The organism is Photorhabdus heterorhabditis (assembly GCF_001280945.1).
Classification (GTDB): domain Bacteria; phylum Pseudomonadota; class Gammaproteobacteria; order Enterobacterales; family Enterobacteriaceae; genus Photorhabdus; species Photorhabdus heterorhabditis.
In genome coordinates this window covers 21,285-35,305 of record NZ_LJCS01000047.1, presented here as the reverse complement: position 1 = coordinate 35,305, position 14,021 = coordinate 21,285, and the positions used below count along the sequence as shown (strand labels likewise).

The following is a 14,021-nucleotide window of genomic DNA, read 5'->3' as shown; positions in this document are numbered from 1 at the left end:
TTTGAAAGGTAATCGACGTATTGCAACACGCTATGAAAAAACAGCACGAAACTATCTGTCGATGGTGAAATTAGGCTGTATTCGACTCTTTTGCCGGAGATTATATAATTAAGGGACACTACCTAGTCTCTATCAGCAACTTGAATACCAGTAACCATTTTTATCTCCATATTTATGCAACAAACCAAATTATCAAGAACATCATCTTGGTTATTTGGTCAAACCAATATATCTGATGCCTGTATATCAGCACGAATGAGGATATCCATTGATTCAGCTCAATTAATTTCATATAGTTACTACAAATATCTTGCAACTTTATGGTTTAAATAAGTATTTATCGCTAACTAACTACAAAGGAATTATTCTGATAAATTTTCAAAAATACTTCATAATATTGAAATAGTTATCAAAAATTTAGCTTTAGTGTTCATCAAAGGTTTCCCTCTGATTTTAGAGTCGGTAAGCTAACGTCCATCTGGTAATTATATAGAAAGGATTTGTTATGTCCGCGCCTCTCACATGGCACAGCGTGATCGGTAATGAGAAAAAGCAACCTTATTTTATCGACACACTGGCCTATGTCGCCAAAGAGCGTCAAGCAGGTAAAACTATTTATCCACCACAACAGGATGTATTTAATGCATTCCGTTACACCGAATTGGCCGATATTAAAGTTGTAATACTTGGGCAAGACCCTTACCACGGCCCTAATCAGGCACACGGCCTCTCTTTTTCTGTGCAACCTGGTATTCCAGCACCGCCGTCACTGGTTAATATGTACAAAGAACTCGCATCTGATATACCGGACTTCCAACATCCAAATCACGGTTGTCTTATCAGTTGGGCCAAACAAGGAGTACTACTACTCAATACTGTATTAACCGTAGAACGCGGCAATGCTCACTCTCACGCGAATCTGGGCTGGGAAACTTTCACAGACAAAGTCATTACAGCTATCAACGAGCATCGCTCAGGCGTAGTTTTTCTTCTCTGGGGATCTCATGCTCAGAAAAAAGGCTACTTTATCGATAGCAACAAACACCATGTTCTCAAAGCGCCTCACCCATCTCCTCTATCCGCCCATCGAGGATTCTTTGGCTGCAAACACTTTTCAAAAGCCAATGAATTGCTTGAAAAACAAGGGTTAGAACCAATTAACTGGACACCTGAGTTGCCACAGTAAAAAAATGCCGCCCCAACTGGAGCGGCATTTATACCTGTTATCTTTCAAGTTGCCTCTTTGTTGGCTGCACTCACTCACCCCGGTCACAGAGTTATCTATGCTCCCGGGGATTCGCTCCCTTGCCGTCGCGATACATCTTGAAATCTATTGGGTATATATCTACTACTAGCTAAAATCACTTTGATACGGCTACCATTGCCGGGCGCAATAAACGACCATTTAAGGTATACCCTTTCTGCATAACCATCATGACATGATTCGGATCATGTTGATCGGACTCCATCATGGTCATGGCCTGATGAACTTCAGGATTAAAAGGAACATTTGTGTCGTCAACAACTTCAATACCAAATTTACCAACAGCCCCAAGGAAAGACTTCAGCGTCAGCTCAATACCTTCAATCATTGATACTATTTCGGTGTTAGTACGATCTACTGCATCCAGAGCGCGTTCAAGATTATCAATCACTGGCAACAGTTCATTGGCAAATCTTTCTAAAGCAAACTTATGGGCTTTTTCCACATCTTGCTCAGTACGACGACGGATATTTTCAACTTCAGCTTTAGCACGCAAAATGGCATCACGTTCACGCTGTTGCGCCTGCCCGAGCTGCTCTTCCAGCTCTACGACACGCGGATCAACAACGCTTTCAGTCTCTGATGTTTCTGCTTTATCCGCACTGTTTTGCTGTTCAGATACAACTTCCATATCTTCCGAGACTTGCTCGTCAGGCACTTTTTGTTCTTTACTACTCATGAATATCTCCGCGTATTTGGCATTAATCTCACTACTTAGCTTATTATGGGGATCTAAACTAGGGATTCAAGGGAACCCGTCATATTGTGAGGACAAAACCTCTTGCTGAAGGAAATTACAACGATGAATAAAAAATTCAAATGCATCGGTATTGTTGGTCATCCTCGTCACCCAGAAGCACTGGCTACTCATGAAATGCTTTATCATTGGTTAAAATCTAAAGGTTACTGTGTGATCGTTGATCGCCAAGTAGCCAAAGAGATTGGTTTGGAAGATGCACAGACCGGCGGCCTGACTGAAATTGGTAAGCTGGCTGATTTAGCTGTTGTTGTTGGTGGTGACGGCAACATGCTGGGCGCGGCGCGGGTTCTTTCCCGTTATGACATTAAAGTCATCGGAATTAACAGAGGCAATCTGGGTTTTCTGACAGACTTAGATCCTGATAATGCTCTGCAACAACTTTCTGAAGTACTTGATGGCGAATATCGCAACGAATACCGTTTTCTACTCGAAGCACAAGTTAGAAAAAACGGCCAGAAACCCCGCATCAGTAGTGCAATCAATGAAATCGTACTCCACCCGGGGAAAGTAGCTCACATGATTGAATTCGAAGTTTATATTGATGAGCGTTTTGCCTTCTCCCAACGTTCTGACGGGCTGATTATCGCAACTCCAACCGGTTCCACCGCTTACTCACTTTCCGCAGGAGGACCGATTCTAACACCTAATCTGGATGCTATCGTCTTAGTACCAATGTTCCCACATACATTATCTTCCCGCCCATTGGTTATCAGTAGTGAAAGCAGCATCAGATTGAAATTTTCCCAGAACAGCAACGATTATGAAGTCAGTTGCGATAGCCAGATAGTTCTGCCTATACAAGAGGGAGAAGATGTCATTATTCATCGTAGCAAGCAGAAACTCAATTTAATCCACCCTAAAGATTATAATTACTTCAATACACTAAGTACAAAACTCAGTTGGTCTAAAAAAATGTTTTGAAAAATAGGCATCACCACTTTACTGTATAAAAAACCAGTTTATACTGTATGAAAATACAGAGGTGTTTTTATACACAGGAGAGGCATAATGCTCACCCAGTTAACCATCAGCAACTTTGCCATTGTTCGTGAGCTTGAAATTGAATTCCGGTCAGGTATGACAGCCATCACAGGTGAGACTGGTGCCGGTAAATCCATCGCAATTGATGCATTAGGTTTATGCCTGGGTAATCGAGGTGAGACCAATATGGTGCGTAACGGAGCTTCTCGTGCTGATATCTGTGCCCGTTTTTCTCTTGCTGATGCTCCTTCAGCTCGTCAATGGTTGGAAGAGCACCAACTTGATGACAGTAACGAATGCCTGCTGCGACGCACCATAACTTCAGATGGCCGTTCAAGGGGCTTTATTAATGGTACCGCTGTGCCACTTTCCCAATTACGCGAACTGGGCGCCCACCTTATTCAGATTCATGGTCAACATGCTCACCAATTACTACTGGATAGCAACCACCAAAAACGTCTGCTTGATACTTACGCGAATCAATTCAATCTGCAAAATGAGATGAAACAGGCATATCAGAAATGGCACCAAAGCTGCCAAGATCTGGCTCAATTCCAACAACAAGCTCTTGAGCGCCAATCCCGTCAACAGCTGCTGGAATATCACCTAAAAGAGCTAAATGAACTGGCGCCACAACCGGGTGAATATCAGGAACACGATAATGAATACAAACGGCTGGCAAATCGTGGTCAACTATTATCTGTCAGCCAGAATGCTCTCCAATTACTGAACGATAACGATGAACAAAATATTATCAGTCTGCTGAATCACACTAAACACGAGTTGGCTGAACTGATCACAATGGATGATAAATTCAATAGTTTACTCACCATGCTGGAAGAAGCCTCTATCCAGATTAACGAAGTCAGTGATGAACTTCGCCACTACGGTGATCAATTGGATATGGACCCAAACCGCCTGTTTGAACTAGAGCAAAAAATTTCACAGCAAATCAGAGTAGCCCGTAAGCACCATGTTGTGCCAGAAGAGCTTCCTTCACTACATCAACAACTACTAGAAGAGCAGCAACTACTCGCGCAGCAAGAGGGTGATTGTGCTCATCTCAGCGAACAAGTTAATAAACACCATAAGCAAGCATTAGAAGTAGCAGAAAGATTACATCTGGTTCGCCAGCAATATGCCACAGAATTAAATGAACTAATTACTAACAGTATGCATCAGCTCTCCATGCCTCACGGCCGCTTTACCATTGATGTCTCCTTTGCGCCAGAACACTTGAATGCCGATGGTGCGGATAAAGTTGAATTTAATGTTACAACTAACCCTGGTCAACCACATCAATTACTGGCGAAAGTTGCTTCAGGTGGTGAACTTTCCCGTATTGCACTAGCAATTCAGGTTATAACGGCCAAGAAAATGGAAACTTCAGCTCTGATTTTCGATGAAGTGGATGTAGGCATCAGTGGCCCAACAGCTGCGATTGTCGGTCGCCTGTTGCGAGAATTGGGTGAGTCCACACAGGTCATGTGCGTTACTCACCTACCTCAGGTAGCCGGTTGTGGTCATCAGCATTTCTATGTCAGTAAACAGACTGATGGTGAAGAAACTGAAACACAAATGCAATTGCTGGATAAAAAGACCCGATTACAAGAACTGGCGCGGCTTCTCGCTGGTAGTGAAGTCACAAAAAACACCTTAGCGAACGCAAAAGAGCTGCTGGCTGCATGATATGACACAACTTTTGCGTATATTTGGGGTCATAACTAAGGCTTGTAGAGGTTTTCAATCTCGCCAAGGTCTATTATTATCGACACCCTGACTCCTAAAGGAATGTAATTACCATGCGCTGTAAAATGTTGACTGCCGCTGTTGTATCATTCGTTATGCTAACTGCGGGTTGTTCTACGTTGGAACGGGTTGTTTATCGGCCTGACATTAATCAGGGAAACTACCTGACATCTGCTAATGTATCAAAAATCCATAAAGGAATGACCCAGCAACAAGTAGCCTACACATTGGGGACACCAATGTTACAGGACCCGTTTGGCACTCAAACATGGTTTTATGTGTTTCGTCAGCAACCTGGGCATGAAAAAGTAACTCAGCAAACCCTGACACTTACATTTGACAGTAATGGTGTACTGACTGATATTAAAAACGAAAACTCACTTACTGAGAATCTTCAATAATTAAAAAAAATATAAACAGCCAGTCATTCATTTTCCTGACTGGCTGTTTATTGATAATCATTGAGCATTATTCTTAGCCCGCTCAGCACGCTTACGACGCATTTCTTTTGGATCGGCCAATAATGGGCGGTAAATTTCCACCCGATCACCCTCTTCCAAAACATCCGTCAGCTTGGCTGGACGACTATAAATTCCGACTTTATTTTTTTGCAGATCAATATCACTACGCAAAGTCAGCAAACCTGATGCAACTATCGCCTGCTCTATAGTCGCACCTTGGGCCAATTTCACAGTACGCAGATATTGGCGGTTAGGTAATGCATAAACGACTTCAATATTGATATCAGGCACTATAAACCTCTCGTGCACGCAAAGTAAAAGCCTGAATCATACTTCCGACTAATTCCTTAAAAATCTTACCGAAAGCCAATTCAATTAGCTTATTGGTAAACTCAAAATCCAAGTGCAGCTCGACTTTACAAGCATCATCACTAAGTGGAATAAACTGCCAACCACCCATCAATTTACGAAAAGGCCCATCCACCAGTTGCATATTAATACTCTGGTTATCAGCCAGAATATTCCGAGTAACAAAAGTCTTACTAATACCCGCTTTGGAAACATCGACTGACGCAGTCATTTCATTACTACTGATACTCAGCACACGACTGCCGACACATCCCGGTAAAAAATCCGGATAAGAACCAACATCATTGACCAATTTATACATTTGTTCCACGCTGTACGGTACTAACGCAGAGCGACTAATCTGTGGCATATCATTTCCTGTAAGGCTTAATTGTGGCAAATAATATCACCTATACGTGATCAAAGAAAAATCTGTCAGCGTATAATGCAATAAATACTCATTAATCGGCAAATATGCTGCGGGAAAAGATTTCTTTCATCAAAGCATTCAGTATAATGCACACACTATGACAAAGAAAAAAGCACACAAACCCGGTTCGGCAACCATTGCCATGAATAGACGAGCCCGTCACGAATACTTCATTGAAGAAGAATTTGAGGCTGGTCTCTCGTTACAAGGATGGGAAGTCAAATCACTGCGCGCTGGTAAAGCTAATATCAGCGACAGTTACGTTTTACTCAAAGATGGCGACGCTTATCTTTTTGGGGCCACCATCACTCCGTTAAATGTAGCTTCTTCCCATGTCGTCTGTGATCCAATGCGTTCACGCAAACTCTTACTCAATCAGCGCGAACTTGATTCATTATACGGTCGAGTCAATCGCGAAGGTTATACCGTTGTTGCCTTATCTCTCTATTGGAAAAATGCCTGGTGCAAAATCAAAATTGGCGTAGCAAAAGGCAAAAAGGCACACGACAAACGTTCAGACATTAAAGAACGCGAATGGAAATTAGACAAAGCACGTATTATGAAGAATGCTGGGCGATAAATTCTGGCATTATAGTTTAGTATTCTGATATACTTGCTTTTAAGACACTTGGGGCTGATTCTGGATTCGACGGGATTCGCGAAACCCAAGGTGCATGCCGAGGGGCGGTTGGCCTCGTAAAAAGCCGCAAAAAAATAGTCGCAAACGACGAAAAATACGAACTAGCAGCTTAATAACCTGCGTAGCTCCCTCTCTCCCTAGCCTCCGCTCTTAGGACGGGGATCAAGAGAGGTCAAACCCAAAAGAGATCGCGTGGATGCCTTGCCTGGGGTTGAAGCGTTAAATCTAATCAGGCTAGTTTGTTAGTGGCGTGTCTGTCCGCAGCTGGCAAGTGAATGTAAAGATTAGACTAAGCATGTAGTACCGAGGATGTAGGAATTTCGGACGCGGGTTCAACTCCCGCCAGCTCCACCAATTTAGTCGGGACAGTGATAGGACAACAGCTTTAAAAACAGTGAGTTAGCAAAGTTGATTGGACACTGACCGGACAATGAAGGGACACAAAAGGATACGCAAAGGAGCCGCGGAGCTTTTGGAAAAACCAACCATAATTAGGTTGGTTTTTTTATGTCTGTAGCACAGCAACTACCTCTATTTTATAATTCATAGTGCAAAATAAAATGCCTCACCAGATCTCTGCCTCATAGGGCATTATTCATAAATCCAGCACTTGATACCGTCAGTTTTTGACGCATGCATGTAACCCAACTTCATATAACAATCACCTTAGTGATAGGTATTTCTGGTGTGGCATATCCTATGCTCATGGAGTTCGGCTTGTGCCACTTAAGCGGTCATTTTATTTACCAATGTCACCCTATCGGCGAAATGGCTATACTATGATGTGTCGATAAACAGTTTATATTTGTGGAGTAATTTTGAAACGTATACCGCCAGAATTGTTTAAGTCTGAAATGAAACGAAAAGGCTGGACGCGCCGCGAGCTGGCTATACGGTGGGGCAAATCAGAAACATGGATCAGCAAAATAGTGAATAATATAGAACGGGATCAACACTGGAATGACGCCCTCAATGGACTGCCTGACAACGAAAAGCCCAGGTAAACTATAGGTCACATTTTTATTGCAGAAAAATGACCTATAGTTCATAATTCAACATTGAGAAACTATTTCCACTGACGCAGAGCTACCGGGCGGGCACCCGATAACCCTGCTTACCACAACTAACTATATAAGGTAGTTAATTATGGCTAAACGCGATAATAAAACAATTCGCCGAATTTCCCAAGCTGAACGTTTTGGCAAGGTAGCTAAAAACGGCATTTCTTTAAAAGGAAAATGGTTACAGGAGGCAGGATTTACCTTCGGAATGCCACTAAAAATCCGGGTGATGCCGGACTGTATTGTTATTACAGCCCAGAACACCCAGGAACTCTGGCAATGCCTGGAAGGACTGAGCATTGAGCCATTTAACCCCAGTGCTGCTATTGATTGGATTAAGTATTATCCTGGTGGGTTGATGATTACCTAATAGACTAAAACATAAATGGACTACACCTTTAAATGTTGGATGGTTATCCAACATTTTGAGGACGATTCAGTCAGAGTAGTGCAAAAAAGCCATATTTGATTAGACTTATCTAAACGTTCAATTGGCCCTGATTCCATTATTCTAAGGGTTTTTCGGGCCAGTTAATATCTGACGTTGAATTAACATCAATGCGGTTCAATAATACTCTATATTTTTTTAACTCTGCTAACAGCGATTTTTCCTCATCTCTCGACATCCCCAAATCTACAGCATCTTGTAACGGAGCGATCTGTTTACTTACAGTGAACATAAGTTGCTGTTTCTTATGTTCTGCTTGTTGTTGCTGTTCCCGTCTAAGCTTTATTTTATCACTTTCTGATATTATCCACTTTTCACTATCCCATTTGTGATAAACAGACGGTGCTTGCTTTGTAAGAATTGGATAACCCTCTTTATCACTGACGATAGCAAACCCGCGTGATTGACCGTCAAGCAATTCATTGTGTTTTTCTACTGTTATTTCAACACACTCTTCATGAGCTTCATTATAAAAAACACATTCTTTTCTGGAGAAATAGACCATTTATACCCCCCAAAATAATATATGTACAACTTTGCCTGGATTCTCATCATTGTTGGGAGTACCTGCTTGATATTCAAATGTCGATAGTGTTGCATTACGTACTAATGTGTGGCCAGTTGATGTATTGATACTCGACATACTTGCAACATAGCCAAAAAGCTTATTTTTAAAAGAAATTGGATAATTTACCTTTATCCATGATTGTTGAGCTGATAGGACTTTAACCCATTGAATAATTACCCCCGTATCTCCACATTGCCACCAACCATTTTCGGATTTCATAGCTGTATTTTGTAATGCAAGAGTACCACTTCTCTCAGGCGTTAATATATTATAACGCCGCTGATTCTTGGGATCGTCAGAATAGATATGCAACAATTTCCCTTCAGAACCGTTAATTCCCAATATATATCCATCTTTCGATTTGAAACGCAATTTAGGAAAAGGAGTTTTACTGTCAATCAGTAAATTACCAACGGTTGCGGTTTTATTGCTAGAAATGCGTAAGAAAGTATTATCGCTCTCAGATTTAGCATAACTTCCCACATCCCCAGCATTCAGACTAATATCCCCGGTCAACGGCTTCCCGTTAATTTTCCGGCTATTCGGCACCGCCCCTTTAGCCAACACCACCATTTCCGATAAACCGATATTTTTTACAAATTCAGTTTTATTGAAGATGTCTGCCCCATTTTGATTTTTAGCGAGCTTATTATTGGCATTATCATTCACATCAGAAACAAGTTTCTGAGTTGCTGCAAGGGTATTACTGTTACCTGTCTTGTCTGTAAGTTGGGTGATGCCTTTTTCTATAAGTGTGGCGTCAGGAATAAAATCTTGAGTTGCAATCTCTCCCAGTCCTAAATTATTACGCGCTGTCGCTTTGTTATTAATATCAGATAAGTTATTAGCTTTCTGTAGAAATAACCCATTAGGATCTGCTAGTAGATTTTTCCAACCGGAAACTGATGTACTATCCGGATCTGTATTGTTATCTTCTACCCCATTCCACCAAATTTTACTTCCATCAGAACTGGCAACAATGGCCCCTTTAGGATAACCATCAATGGCAGCACTAAAATCAGCATTATATGAATACAAACCACCAGACATTGAATAACGTATTGCGGTAGTAATATCATTCAATATCCCGTTCATATCCTTGCCAGATGGAGGAATTCCACCAGCAGATATTGCTGTCATCGTTAACGGGGGAAAACCGCTCGGATACGTAGCTACTCCTTTTGCCAAGCTGCTTTCAGTTGATTTTGTTGCAATCTCGTTATAGTCTCCGGCGCTCGCAAACGGAACAGCAATAAGATTAGGTTTTTCAGTTGATTTCATTTGTTGGTATCCTTTGAACGATTGCGACACTGACACCAACCGGGTAAGGCAGTACTCCCGATGTTTGAACAATTGCTAATTCTGCTGTTGATAGCTGAAATTCAAATACATAACTCATCTTCATATTTCCATCGTCAGTGATATATGCACGTCCTCTATCACTAAACATATAAACAAGCATTCTGTTGATGTTTGGTATAGTGCAGTCAGATATATTTGACATGGCTTTCATCATAATTAGCTTTCGGTACATCTGATCTGATAGCTCAATAGTTTTTGTTTTTGACTCCCCGGAATAAAATGGTGCTTGGTCAAATGGATTTGGATCTGTCGTTGTCGGAACATTCAGTAAAGCTTCACCAAAACCTATATATTTTACATTTTCATTAACAGTAAGCCGCCTGCTGACATTCACTATTTTTCCCCACACATCCAGTCCGTAAGTATTTGCTGTGTCAATGTTCCAAATCAGATCGTAAAATGTATTAATAAATTCAGCAGAGGAAACAGCAGCATTGAAGCTTAGAATAAGTGAGTTGAGTTTTGGACTAGCGGCATACTGAGCAAGAATAGTTGCTCCCACATTTTCCATTTATGAACCTACTAATTTCACAGATATATTATCAACGTCAAGCGTTGGGATTTCATCAATACCAAAACTAATTGATGTTGAATAAGTAATACCGTCACGGCTAAGCGTAATATTATAAATATCAACACTCGATGTATCTATGTTATAAATGCCTGAATAATATCTACCAGCAAATAATGTAGATGCTATTCTTGCTCGCGTTCCACCGTCTTCTCCGTTAAATGCTTGCGCTATAGCTGACTTAACCTGTGTTTCAATATCAGCAGGAAGGTAATCGCTATTCGCAAGTGAGACGTCAACATAGACACGAATGGGCGCGGGTATCACATATTTAATTTCATATTCGGGGTAAGGCTGAACATAGTTTTCATCATCCACAATTGTGTGAGTTGTATTTCCGTTCGTAGGAATACCTGGAGGCTTTTTCTTCCAGATTGCTCTAGCGACATCCTCAGTTTTTCCTCCATACACAGCACTATAAATAGAGTTCGGCGCTATTCTGTATTTTGATACCCCGACCGTTTTTACTACCGAAGTATCATTTGAAATAACGTATGCGTCTGCCACGCCATTTACTTCTAATACTGCGGCATAAATGGCATGTAATGAGTTTGTCGCATTTTTAGCAACAGATTGTTTACGACGATACTCAAAATTAGCGCGGGTTTCCTCATCTGCGCCAGGTACGCCAGCATTCGCATTACTGATACCAGACCAGCCGGGTGCCGAGCTATAAATCGTGTTCAAGTCATCAATTTTGCATGCTAACGGCCCTGTTGTTGAGTTTTGGAAAACAACATCAACAGAGCCACTGTCAGGGATCTTAGCCTCTGTTATTGAATGATAAAGATACCCTTTTTTATCTTGAGCAATACTACCAATTGGAATAACTGTATTAACTAACCCAGTGCATGTTGCTGTTACCGTTGTTCCCGATGCTGGAATTCGATCTAAAAAATAAATTCGTCCGATAGCATCTTGAAAACGTCCGGTTGCATAATCCGGGTTAATTTGATTGACAATAGCAAGTAACTGATCGTTCTTGTCAGCAATGATAGCCGCATCACTCATTGCTATTTGACCTTGCGGTGTTGTTAAGCTCGTACTCATTGCACCACCCATTGCTGTAGCCAAATCATTTAACCGCCCATTTAAAATATCAACCTCGTCGGGCACAGTTAGACCCGTCTTTGTAAAGGTTACACCTGGAACACTTGTTGTCAGTACTGCAGAGTTAGTCATCAGAAATTTACCACCGTTGATTGATTGTTCGAGTCCGTTATTGTCATCATGCCCGCAATAGTTCTCTCCTTCCCATTTATAGCTTTACAAGTGGCAGACTGAACATAAGGTAACTTCATTGCTTCTTGTTGCATTTTGCTGTTGATTAGCTGAGTTCCCGGCCAATGTCCCAAAATTCGCTGGTAATAAGGAATACCCAATTTTGTGTCATACCAGCACTCCCCCAGATATGTACTACAGGCACAAGCGACATCCTGCGCTACAGAATAGGGATTATCAGTAATGGCGATATTTCCAGAATCATCTAACGTTAAATCCCATGACTCGGTATCAAGCAGAAGTGAACGAGTTTGCATTCTCGTACCTTATAGAAATAAAAAAACCGCAATTAAGCGGCCAGATATGAAAAAAACCGTACTAGACGGTTTAGTTATTATCTCTGAAATCCTGAGCTATTCTTGCCAGATAACTCATTATCTTGGGATTTCTAGCTTTTCCATGAGCATCAGGATGCATTATCGCCAATAAGGAATATTTGTTTTCTTCCAAGAGACCTTGAACATATACTAGACAAGCATCATTTTCTGGGCTATTTGATTTACACGTTCTATAATACTGAACCCTATTTGTAGGGAATGAATCAGGCGGAAAGCAAAGATGAATATGCATCATACATGATTTATATGCTGCTTCTGGCTGAGTGTAAGCAACATCCCTACCAAAATAATCAGGGACTTCTCCGGTTTCTTTATAGTGTTTAAAATCTTGCAGAATAGCCTGTTCAAGATCTGGATGCTTTAGGAAGACGTCATCAAAAAAATCTTTCCTCGTATACTCGTTTATTGATACATCCACTTGTTCCATTTATCACCCAGTAAATGAAAAATTCCCAGACTCAATCTTTTGGGTTGTATAAGCAGCCAATTCTGATAGAGCAGCTTTATTTATATCGCTTTTATAAATCTTAGGCAAAGTAAATAATTGACGAGAAAAATCATTAAGACGAGTTATCTCAAATCTGGCCTTTGCTATAGATTTCAGATACATCCTCATTTCTTGTTTTTCTTCATCGGATCGATCTTGCTTCAACATAGCTTTGAGCCCCTGCTCAAATCCTCTCATTGTGGTTTCGCAAGCCTTATTAATTTCTATATCGTTTTGAAGCAAAATACCACGAATTTGACTTTCATCAAGGCTTAGGAGATTTAAATAATATTGGCTAATTTCATTAGCTAATGAATCAACAATCTCTCTTCTTTCTTGATATTGAGTTTTCAAATCATCCAGACTACAGATAGTTTCACCTACTTTAAAGCTAAGCATACTACAACCGTCCCTCGAATCCACATAACCAGCAGAGAATGAAGGAACCGACAGCACTCCTCCGAATAAAACTACTGCTAAACAATTCCTTAGTGATAGATTCATGACGTTCTACCTTATCAAAGAGTTTGTTATAGTGAGTCACAAACAGTCATAATGTGTCACTATGTATCATATTAAACCACTATTCTGAACCTTACAACCATGCAGTAAATGACAATTAGCCACCTATGTAAGCCTTATTTCAGAAGATAACGAACGTTAAAAGCAAGATTTAGAAAAATAGCATCACATTGACATCATTTTGTCATGAGTGTCATACGTCTGATGAAAATACGCAACAATATTGTACTGTAAGCCGAAGATGACTTTATCCACCAACACGACTGGGGTTTATGGTTCTTGAACCGTTCGATTCTATATTTTTCCCGCTGCTTTTAACGCGTTGTAGCTAGGAAGATAACGTTTTGGATTAACGATACATAGCTGCTGAAAAACGGATGAAACCCCTTCCCCCCGCGACAACATTGCTTCATCACGATTCTCATAGTAATACCGGATAATATTCATTACTTGTTTCTCTTTTAGCATCAATTTTTTTCCTTGATTTACAGCATCTTCCTTTTGAGCTTTATATACCGGGCTTTCAGTCGAGTAACTTCCTGTTTGTAACAGGACCTCTTCTGCGAGGGTGGACGGATCTATATAGTTAAGCCCTGCACTCGCGGCATACTGCTGTAATATAGACTGGGACATACACATAGCGGATATCTTTTCTTGCCGAGAAGTGTCACTGTTTTTTGCTCCGGCGCTAAACACGCAGGCAAACAAAGCTCCTGCGACAATAATATTTGATGTTAGATTTCTATACAT

The 14,021-nt window shown here is 41.0% G+C and carries 18 protein-coding genes, 1 other RNA gene and 1 pseudogene; 9 read left to right on the top strand and 11 right to left on the bottom strand.

What is annotated here, in order from left to right; all coding sequences use genetic code 11:
* Together AM629_RS23510 and ung are read left to right on the top strand one after the other, a co-directional pair.
* A pseudogene (locus AM629_RS23510) lies at window positions 1-112 on the top strand (IS5/IS1182 family transposase); the annotation flags it as partial.
* A 393-nt stretch (window positions 113-505) separates the two neighbouring features.
* The gene (gene ung / locus AM629_RS15215; RefSeq protein WP_054480115.1) at window positions 506-1,186 is read left to right on the top strand and encodes a uracil-DNA glycosylase; all 681 of its coding nucleotides are present in this window, start codon (window positions 506-508) and stop codon (window positions 1,184-1,186) included.
* Window positions 1,187-1,361: 175 nt separating this feature from the next.
* Here the strand turns inward: ung and grpE are convergent, their stop codons facing one another.
* Complete coding sequence (gene grpE, locus AM629_RS15210; RefSeq protein ID WP_054480114.1) at window positions 1,362-1,943, bottom strand: nucleotide exchange factor GrpE; 582 nt, start codon at window positions 1,941-1,943, stop codon at window positions 1,362-1,364.
* 123 nt (window positions 1,944-2,066) lie between these two features.
* Here grpE and nadK point away from each other — a divergent pair, with 123 nt between their 5' ends.
* The 3 genes from nadK (at window position 2,067) to bamE (ending at window position 5,155) form a co-directional block, all read left to right on the top strand.
* On the top strand, window positions 2,067-2,945 hold the full coding sequence (gene nadK, locus AM629_RS15205; RefSeq protein ID WP_054480113.1) for an NAD(+) kinase: 879 nt from the start codon (window positions 2,067-2,069) through the stop codon (window positions 2,943-2,945).
* 87 nt (window positions 2,946-3,032) lie between these two features.
* Window positions 3,033-4,694 (top strand): DNA repair protein RecN, encoded by a 1,662-nt coding sequence (recN, locus tag AM629_RS15200; protein WP_054480112.1) that lies wholly within the window; start codon window positions 3,033-3,035, stop codon window positions 4,692-4,694.
* Window positions 4,695-4,807: 113 nt separating this feature from the next.
* On the top strand, window positions 4,808-5,155 hold the full coding sequence (gene bamE, locus AM629_RS15195; RefSeq protein WP_054480111.1) for an outer membrane protein assembly factor BamE: 348 nt from the start codon (window positions 4,808-4,810) through the stop codon (window positions 5,153-5,155).
* 57 nt (window positions 5,156-5,212) lie between these two features.
* On the opposite strand, the gene AM629_RS15190 is transcribed toward bamE, so the two are convergent.
* Window positions 5,213-5,506, bottom strand: a complete 294-nt coding sequence (locus tag AM629_RS15190) for an RnfH family protein (protein WP_054480110.1) — start codon at window positions 5,504-5,506, stop codon at window positions 5,213-5,215.
* Window positions 5,499-5,933 carry a type II toxin-antitoxin system RatA family toxin gene (locus tag AM629_RS15185; RefSeq protein WP_054480109.1) on the bottom strand — a complete coding sequence of 145 codons (435 nt, stop codon included), beginning with the start codon at window positions 5,931-5,933 and terminating at the stop codon, window positions 5,499-5,501. The genes AM629_RS15190 and AM629_RS15185 overlap by 8 nt, the downstream gene beginning before the upstream one ends.
* A gap of 157 nt (window positions 5,934-6,090) precedes the next feature.
* Here AM629_RS15185 and smpB point away from each other — a divergent pair, with 157 nt between their 5' ends.
* From smpB to AM629_RS15170, 4 genes are all read left to right on the top strand, one after another.
* On the top strand, window positions 6,091-6,573 hold the full coding sequence (gene smpB, locus AM629_RS15180) for an SsrA-binding protein SmpB (RefSeq protein ID WP_054480108.1): 483 nt from the start codon (window positions 6,091-6,093) through the stop codon (window positions 6,571-6,573).
* Window positions 6,574-6,623: 50 nt separating this feature from the next.
* Window positions 6,624-6,987, top strand: a transfer-messenger RNA (tmRNA) gene (gene ssrA, locus AM629_RS22350).
* Window positions 6,988-7,451: 464 nt separating this feature from the next.
* Complete coding sequence (locus AM629_RS15175; protein ID WP_011147563.1) at window positions 7,452-7,637, top strand: helix-turn-helix domain-containing protein; 186 nt, start codon at window positions 7,452-7,454, stop codon at window positions 7,635-7,637.
* Window positions 7,638-7,779: 142 nt separating this feature from the next.
* Window positions 7,780-8,064, top strand: a complete 285-nt coding sequence (locus AM629_RS15170; protein ID WP_011147564.1) for a SymE family type I addiction module toxin — start codon at window positions 7,780-7,782, stop codon at window positions 8,062-8,064.
* Window positions 8,065-8,200: 136 nt separating this feature from the next.
* Here the strand turns inward: AM629_RS15170 and AM629_RS15165 are convergent, their stop codons facing one another.
* From AM629_RS15165 to AM629_RS15130, 8 genes are all read right to left on the bottom strand, one after another.
* Complete coding sequence (locus tag AM629_RS15165; RefSeq protein ID WP_054480107.1) at window positions 8,201-8,647, bottom strand: tail fiber assembly protein; 447 nt, start codon at window positions 8,645-8,647, stop codon at window positions 8,201-8,203.
* Entirely contained in the window at window positions 8,648-9,991 is a 1,344-nt protein-coding gene (locus tag AM629_RS15160) for a phage tail protein (protein ID WP_054480106.1), read from the bottom strand.
* On the bottom strand, window positions 9,978-10,583 hold the full coding sequence (locus AM629_RS15155; protein ID WP_054480105.1) for a DUF2612 domain-containing protein: 606 nt from the start codon (window positions 10,581-10,583) through the stop codon (window positions 9,978-9,980). Before AM629_RS15155 ends, AM629_RS15160 begins: the two co-directional genes overlap by 14 nt.
* On the bottom strand, window positions 10,584-11,825 hold the full coding sequence (locus AM629_RS15150; RefSeq protein WP_054480104.1) for a baseplate J/gp47 family protein: 1,242 nt from the start codon (window positions 11,823-11,825) through the stop codon (window positions 10,584-10,586).
* Complete coding sequence (locus AM629_RS15145) at window positions 11,825-12,181, bottom strand: contractile injection system sheath initiator (RefSeq protein WP_054480103.1); 357 nt, start codon at window positions 12,179-12,181, stop codon at window positions 11,825-11,827. Before AM629_RS15145 ends, AM629_RS15150 begins: the two co-directional genes overlap by 1 nt.
* A 70-nt stretch (window positions 12,182-12,251) precedes the next feature.
* The gene (locus tag AM629_RS15140) at window positions 12,252-12,689 is read right to left on the bottom strand and encodes a type II toxin-antitoxin system YafO family toxin (RefSeq protein ID WP_036777850.1); all 438 of its coding nucleotides are present in this window, start codon (window positions 12,687-12,689) and stop codon (window positions 12,252-12,254) included.
* Between the two features lie 3 nt (window positions 12,690-12,692).
* On the bottom strand, window positions 12,693-13,253 hold the full coding sequence (locus AM629_RS15135) for a hypothetical protein (protein WP_152912010.1): 561 nt from the start codon (window positions 13,251-13,253) through the stop codon (window positions 12,693-12,695).
* A 312-nt stretch (window positions 13,254-13,565) separates the two neighbouring features.
* Window positions 13,566-14,021: a hypothetical protein gene (locus tag AM629_RS15130; protein WP_054480101.1), complete on the bottom strand. Its 456-nt coding sequence runs from the start codon at window positions 14,019-14,021 to the stop codon at window positions 13,566-13,568.

Excerpts from the sequence above, each read along its gene's own strand:
- ung (WP_054480115.1), top strand. The coding sequence starts at position 506 with ATGTCCGCGCCTCTCACATGGCACAGCGTGATCGGTAATGAGAAAAAG.
- grpE (WP_054480114.1), bottom strand. The coding sequence starts at position 1,943 with ATGAGTAGTAAAGAACAAAAAGTGCCTGACGAGCAAGTCTCGGAAGAT.
- nadK (WP_054480113.1), top strand. The coding sequence starts at position 2,067 with ATGAATAAAAAATTCAAATGCATCGGTATTGTTGGTCATCCTCGTCAC.
- recN (WP_054480112.1), top strand. The coding sequence starts at position 3,033 with ATGCTCACCCAGTTAACCATCAGCAACTTTGCCATTGTTCGTGAGCTT.
- bamE (WP_054480111.1), top strand. The coding sequence starts at position 4,808 with ATGCGCTGTAAAATGTTGACTGCCGCTGTTGTATCATTCGTTATGCTA.
- AM629_RS15185 (WP_054480109.1), bottom strand. The coding sequence starts at position 5,933 with ATGCCACAGATTAGTCGCTCTGCGTTAGTACCGTACAGCGTGGAACAA.
- smpB (WP_054480108.1), top strand. The coding sequence starts at position 6,091 with ATGACAAAGAAAAAAGCACACAAACCCGGTTCGGCAACCATTGCCATG.
- AM629_RS15170 (WP_011147564.1), top strand. The coding sequence starts at position 7,780 with ATGGCTAAACGCGATAATAAAACAATTCGCCGAATTTCCCAAGCTGAA.
- AM629_RS15165 (WP_054480107.1), bottom strand. The coding sequence starts at position 8,647 with ATGGTCTATTTCTCCAGAAAAGAATGTGTTTTTTATAATGAAGCTCAT.
- AM629_RS15160 (WP_054480106.1), bottom strand. The coding sequence starts at position 9,991 with ATGAAATCAACTGAAAAACCTAATCTTATTGCTGTTCCGTTTGCGAGC.
- AM629_RS15155 (WP_054480105.1), bottom strand. The coding sequence starts at position 10,583 with ATGGAAAATGTGGGAGCAACTATTCTTGCTCAGTATGCCGCTAGTCCA.
- AM629_RS15150 (WP_054480104.1), bottom strand. The coding sequence starts at position 11,825 with ATGACTAACTCTGCAGTACTGACAACAAGTGTTCCAGGTGTAACCTTT.
- AM629_RS15145 (WP_054480103.1), bottom strand. The coding sequence starts at position 12,181 with ATGCAAACTCGTTCACTTCTGCTTGATACCGAGTCATGGGATTTAACG.
- AM629_RS15140 (WP_036777850.1), bottom strand. The coding sequence starts at position 12,689 with ATGGAACAAGTGGATGTATCAATAAACGAGTATACGAGGAAAGATTTT.
- AM629_RS15135 (WP_152912010.1), bottom strand. The coding sequence starts at position 13,253 with ATGAATCTATCACTAAGGAATTGTTTAGCAGTAGTTTTATTCGGAGGA.
- AM629_RS15130 (WP_054480101.1), bottom strand. The coding sequence starts at position 14,021 with ATGTATAGAAATCTAACATCAAATATTATTGTCGCAGGAGCTTTGTTT.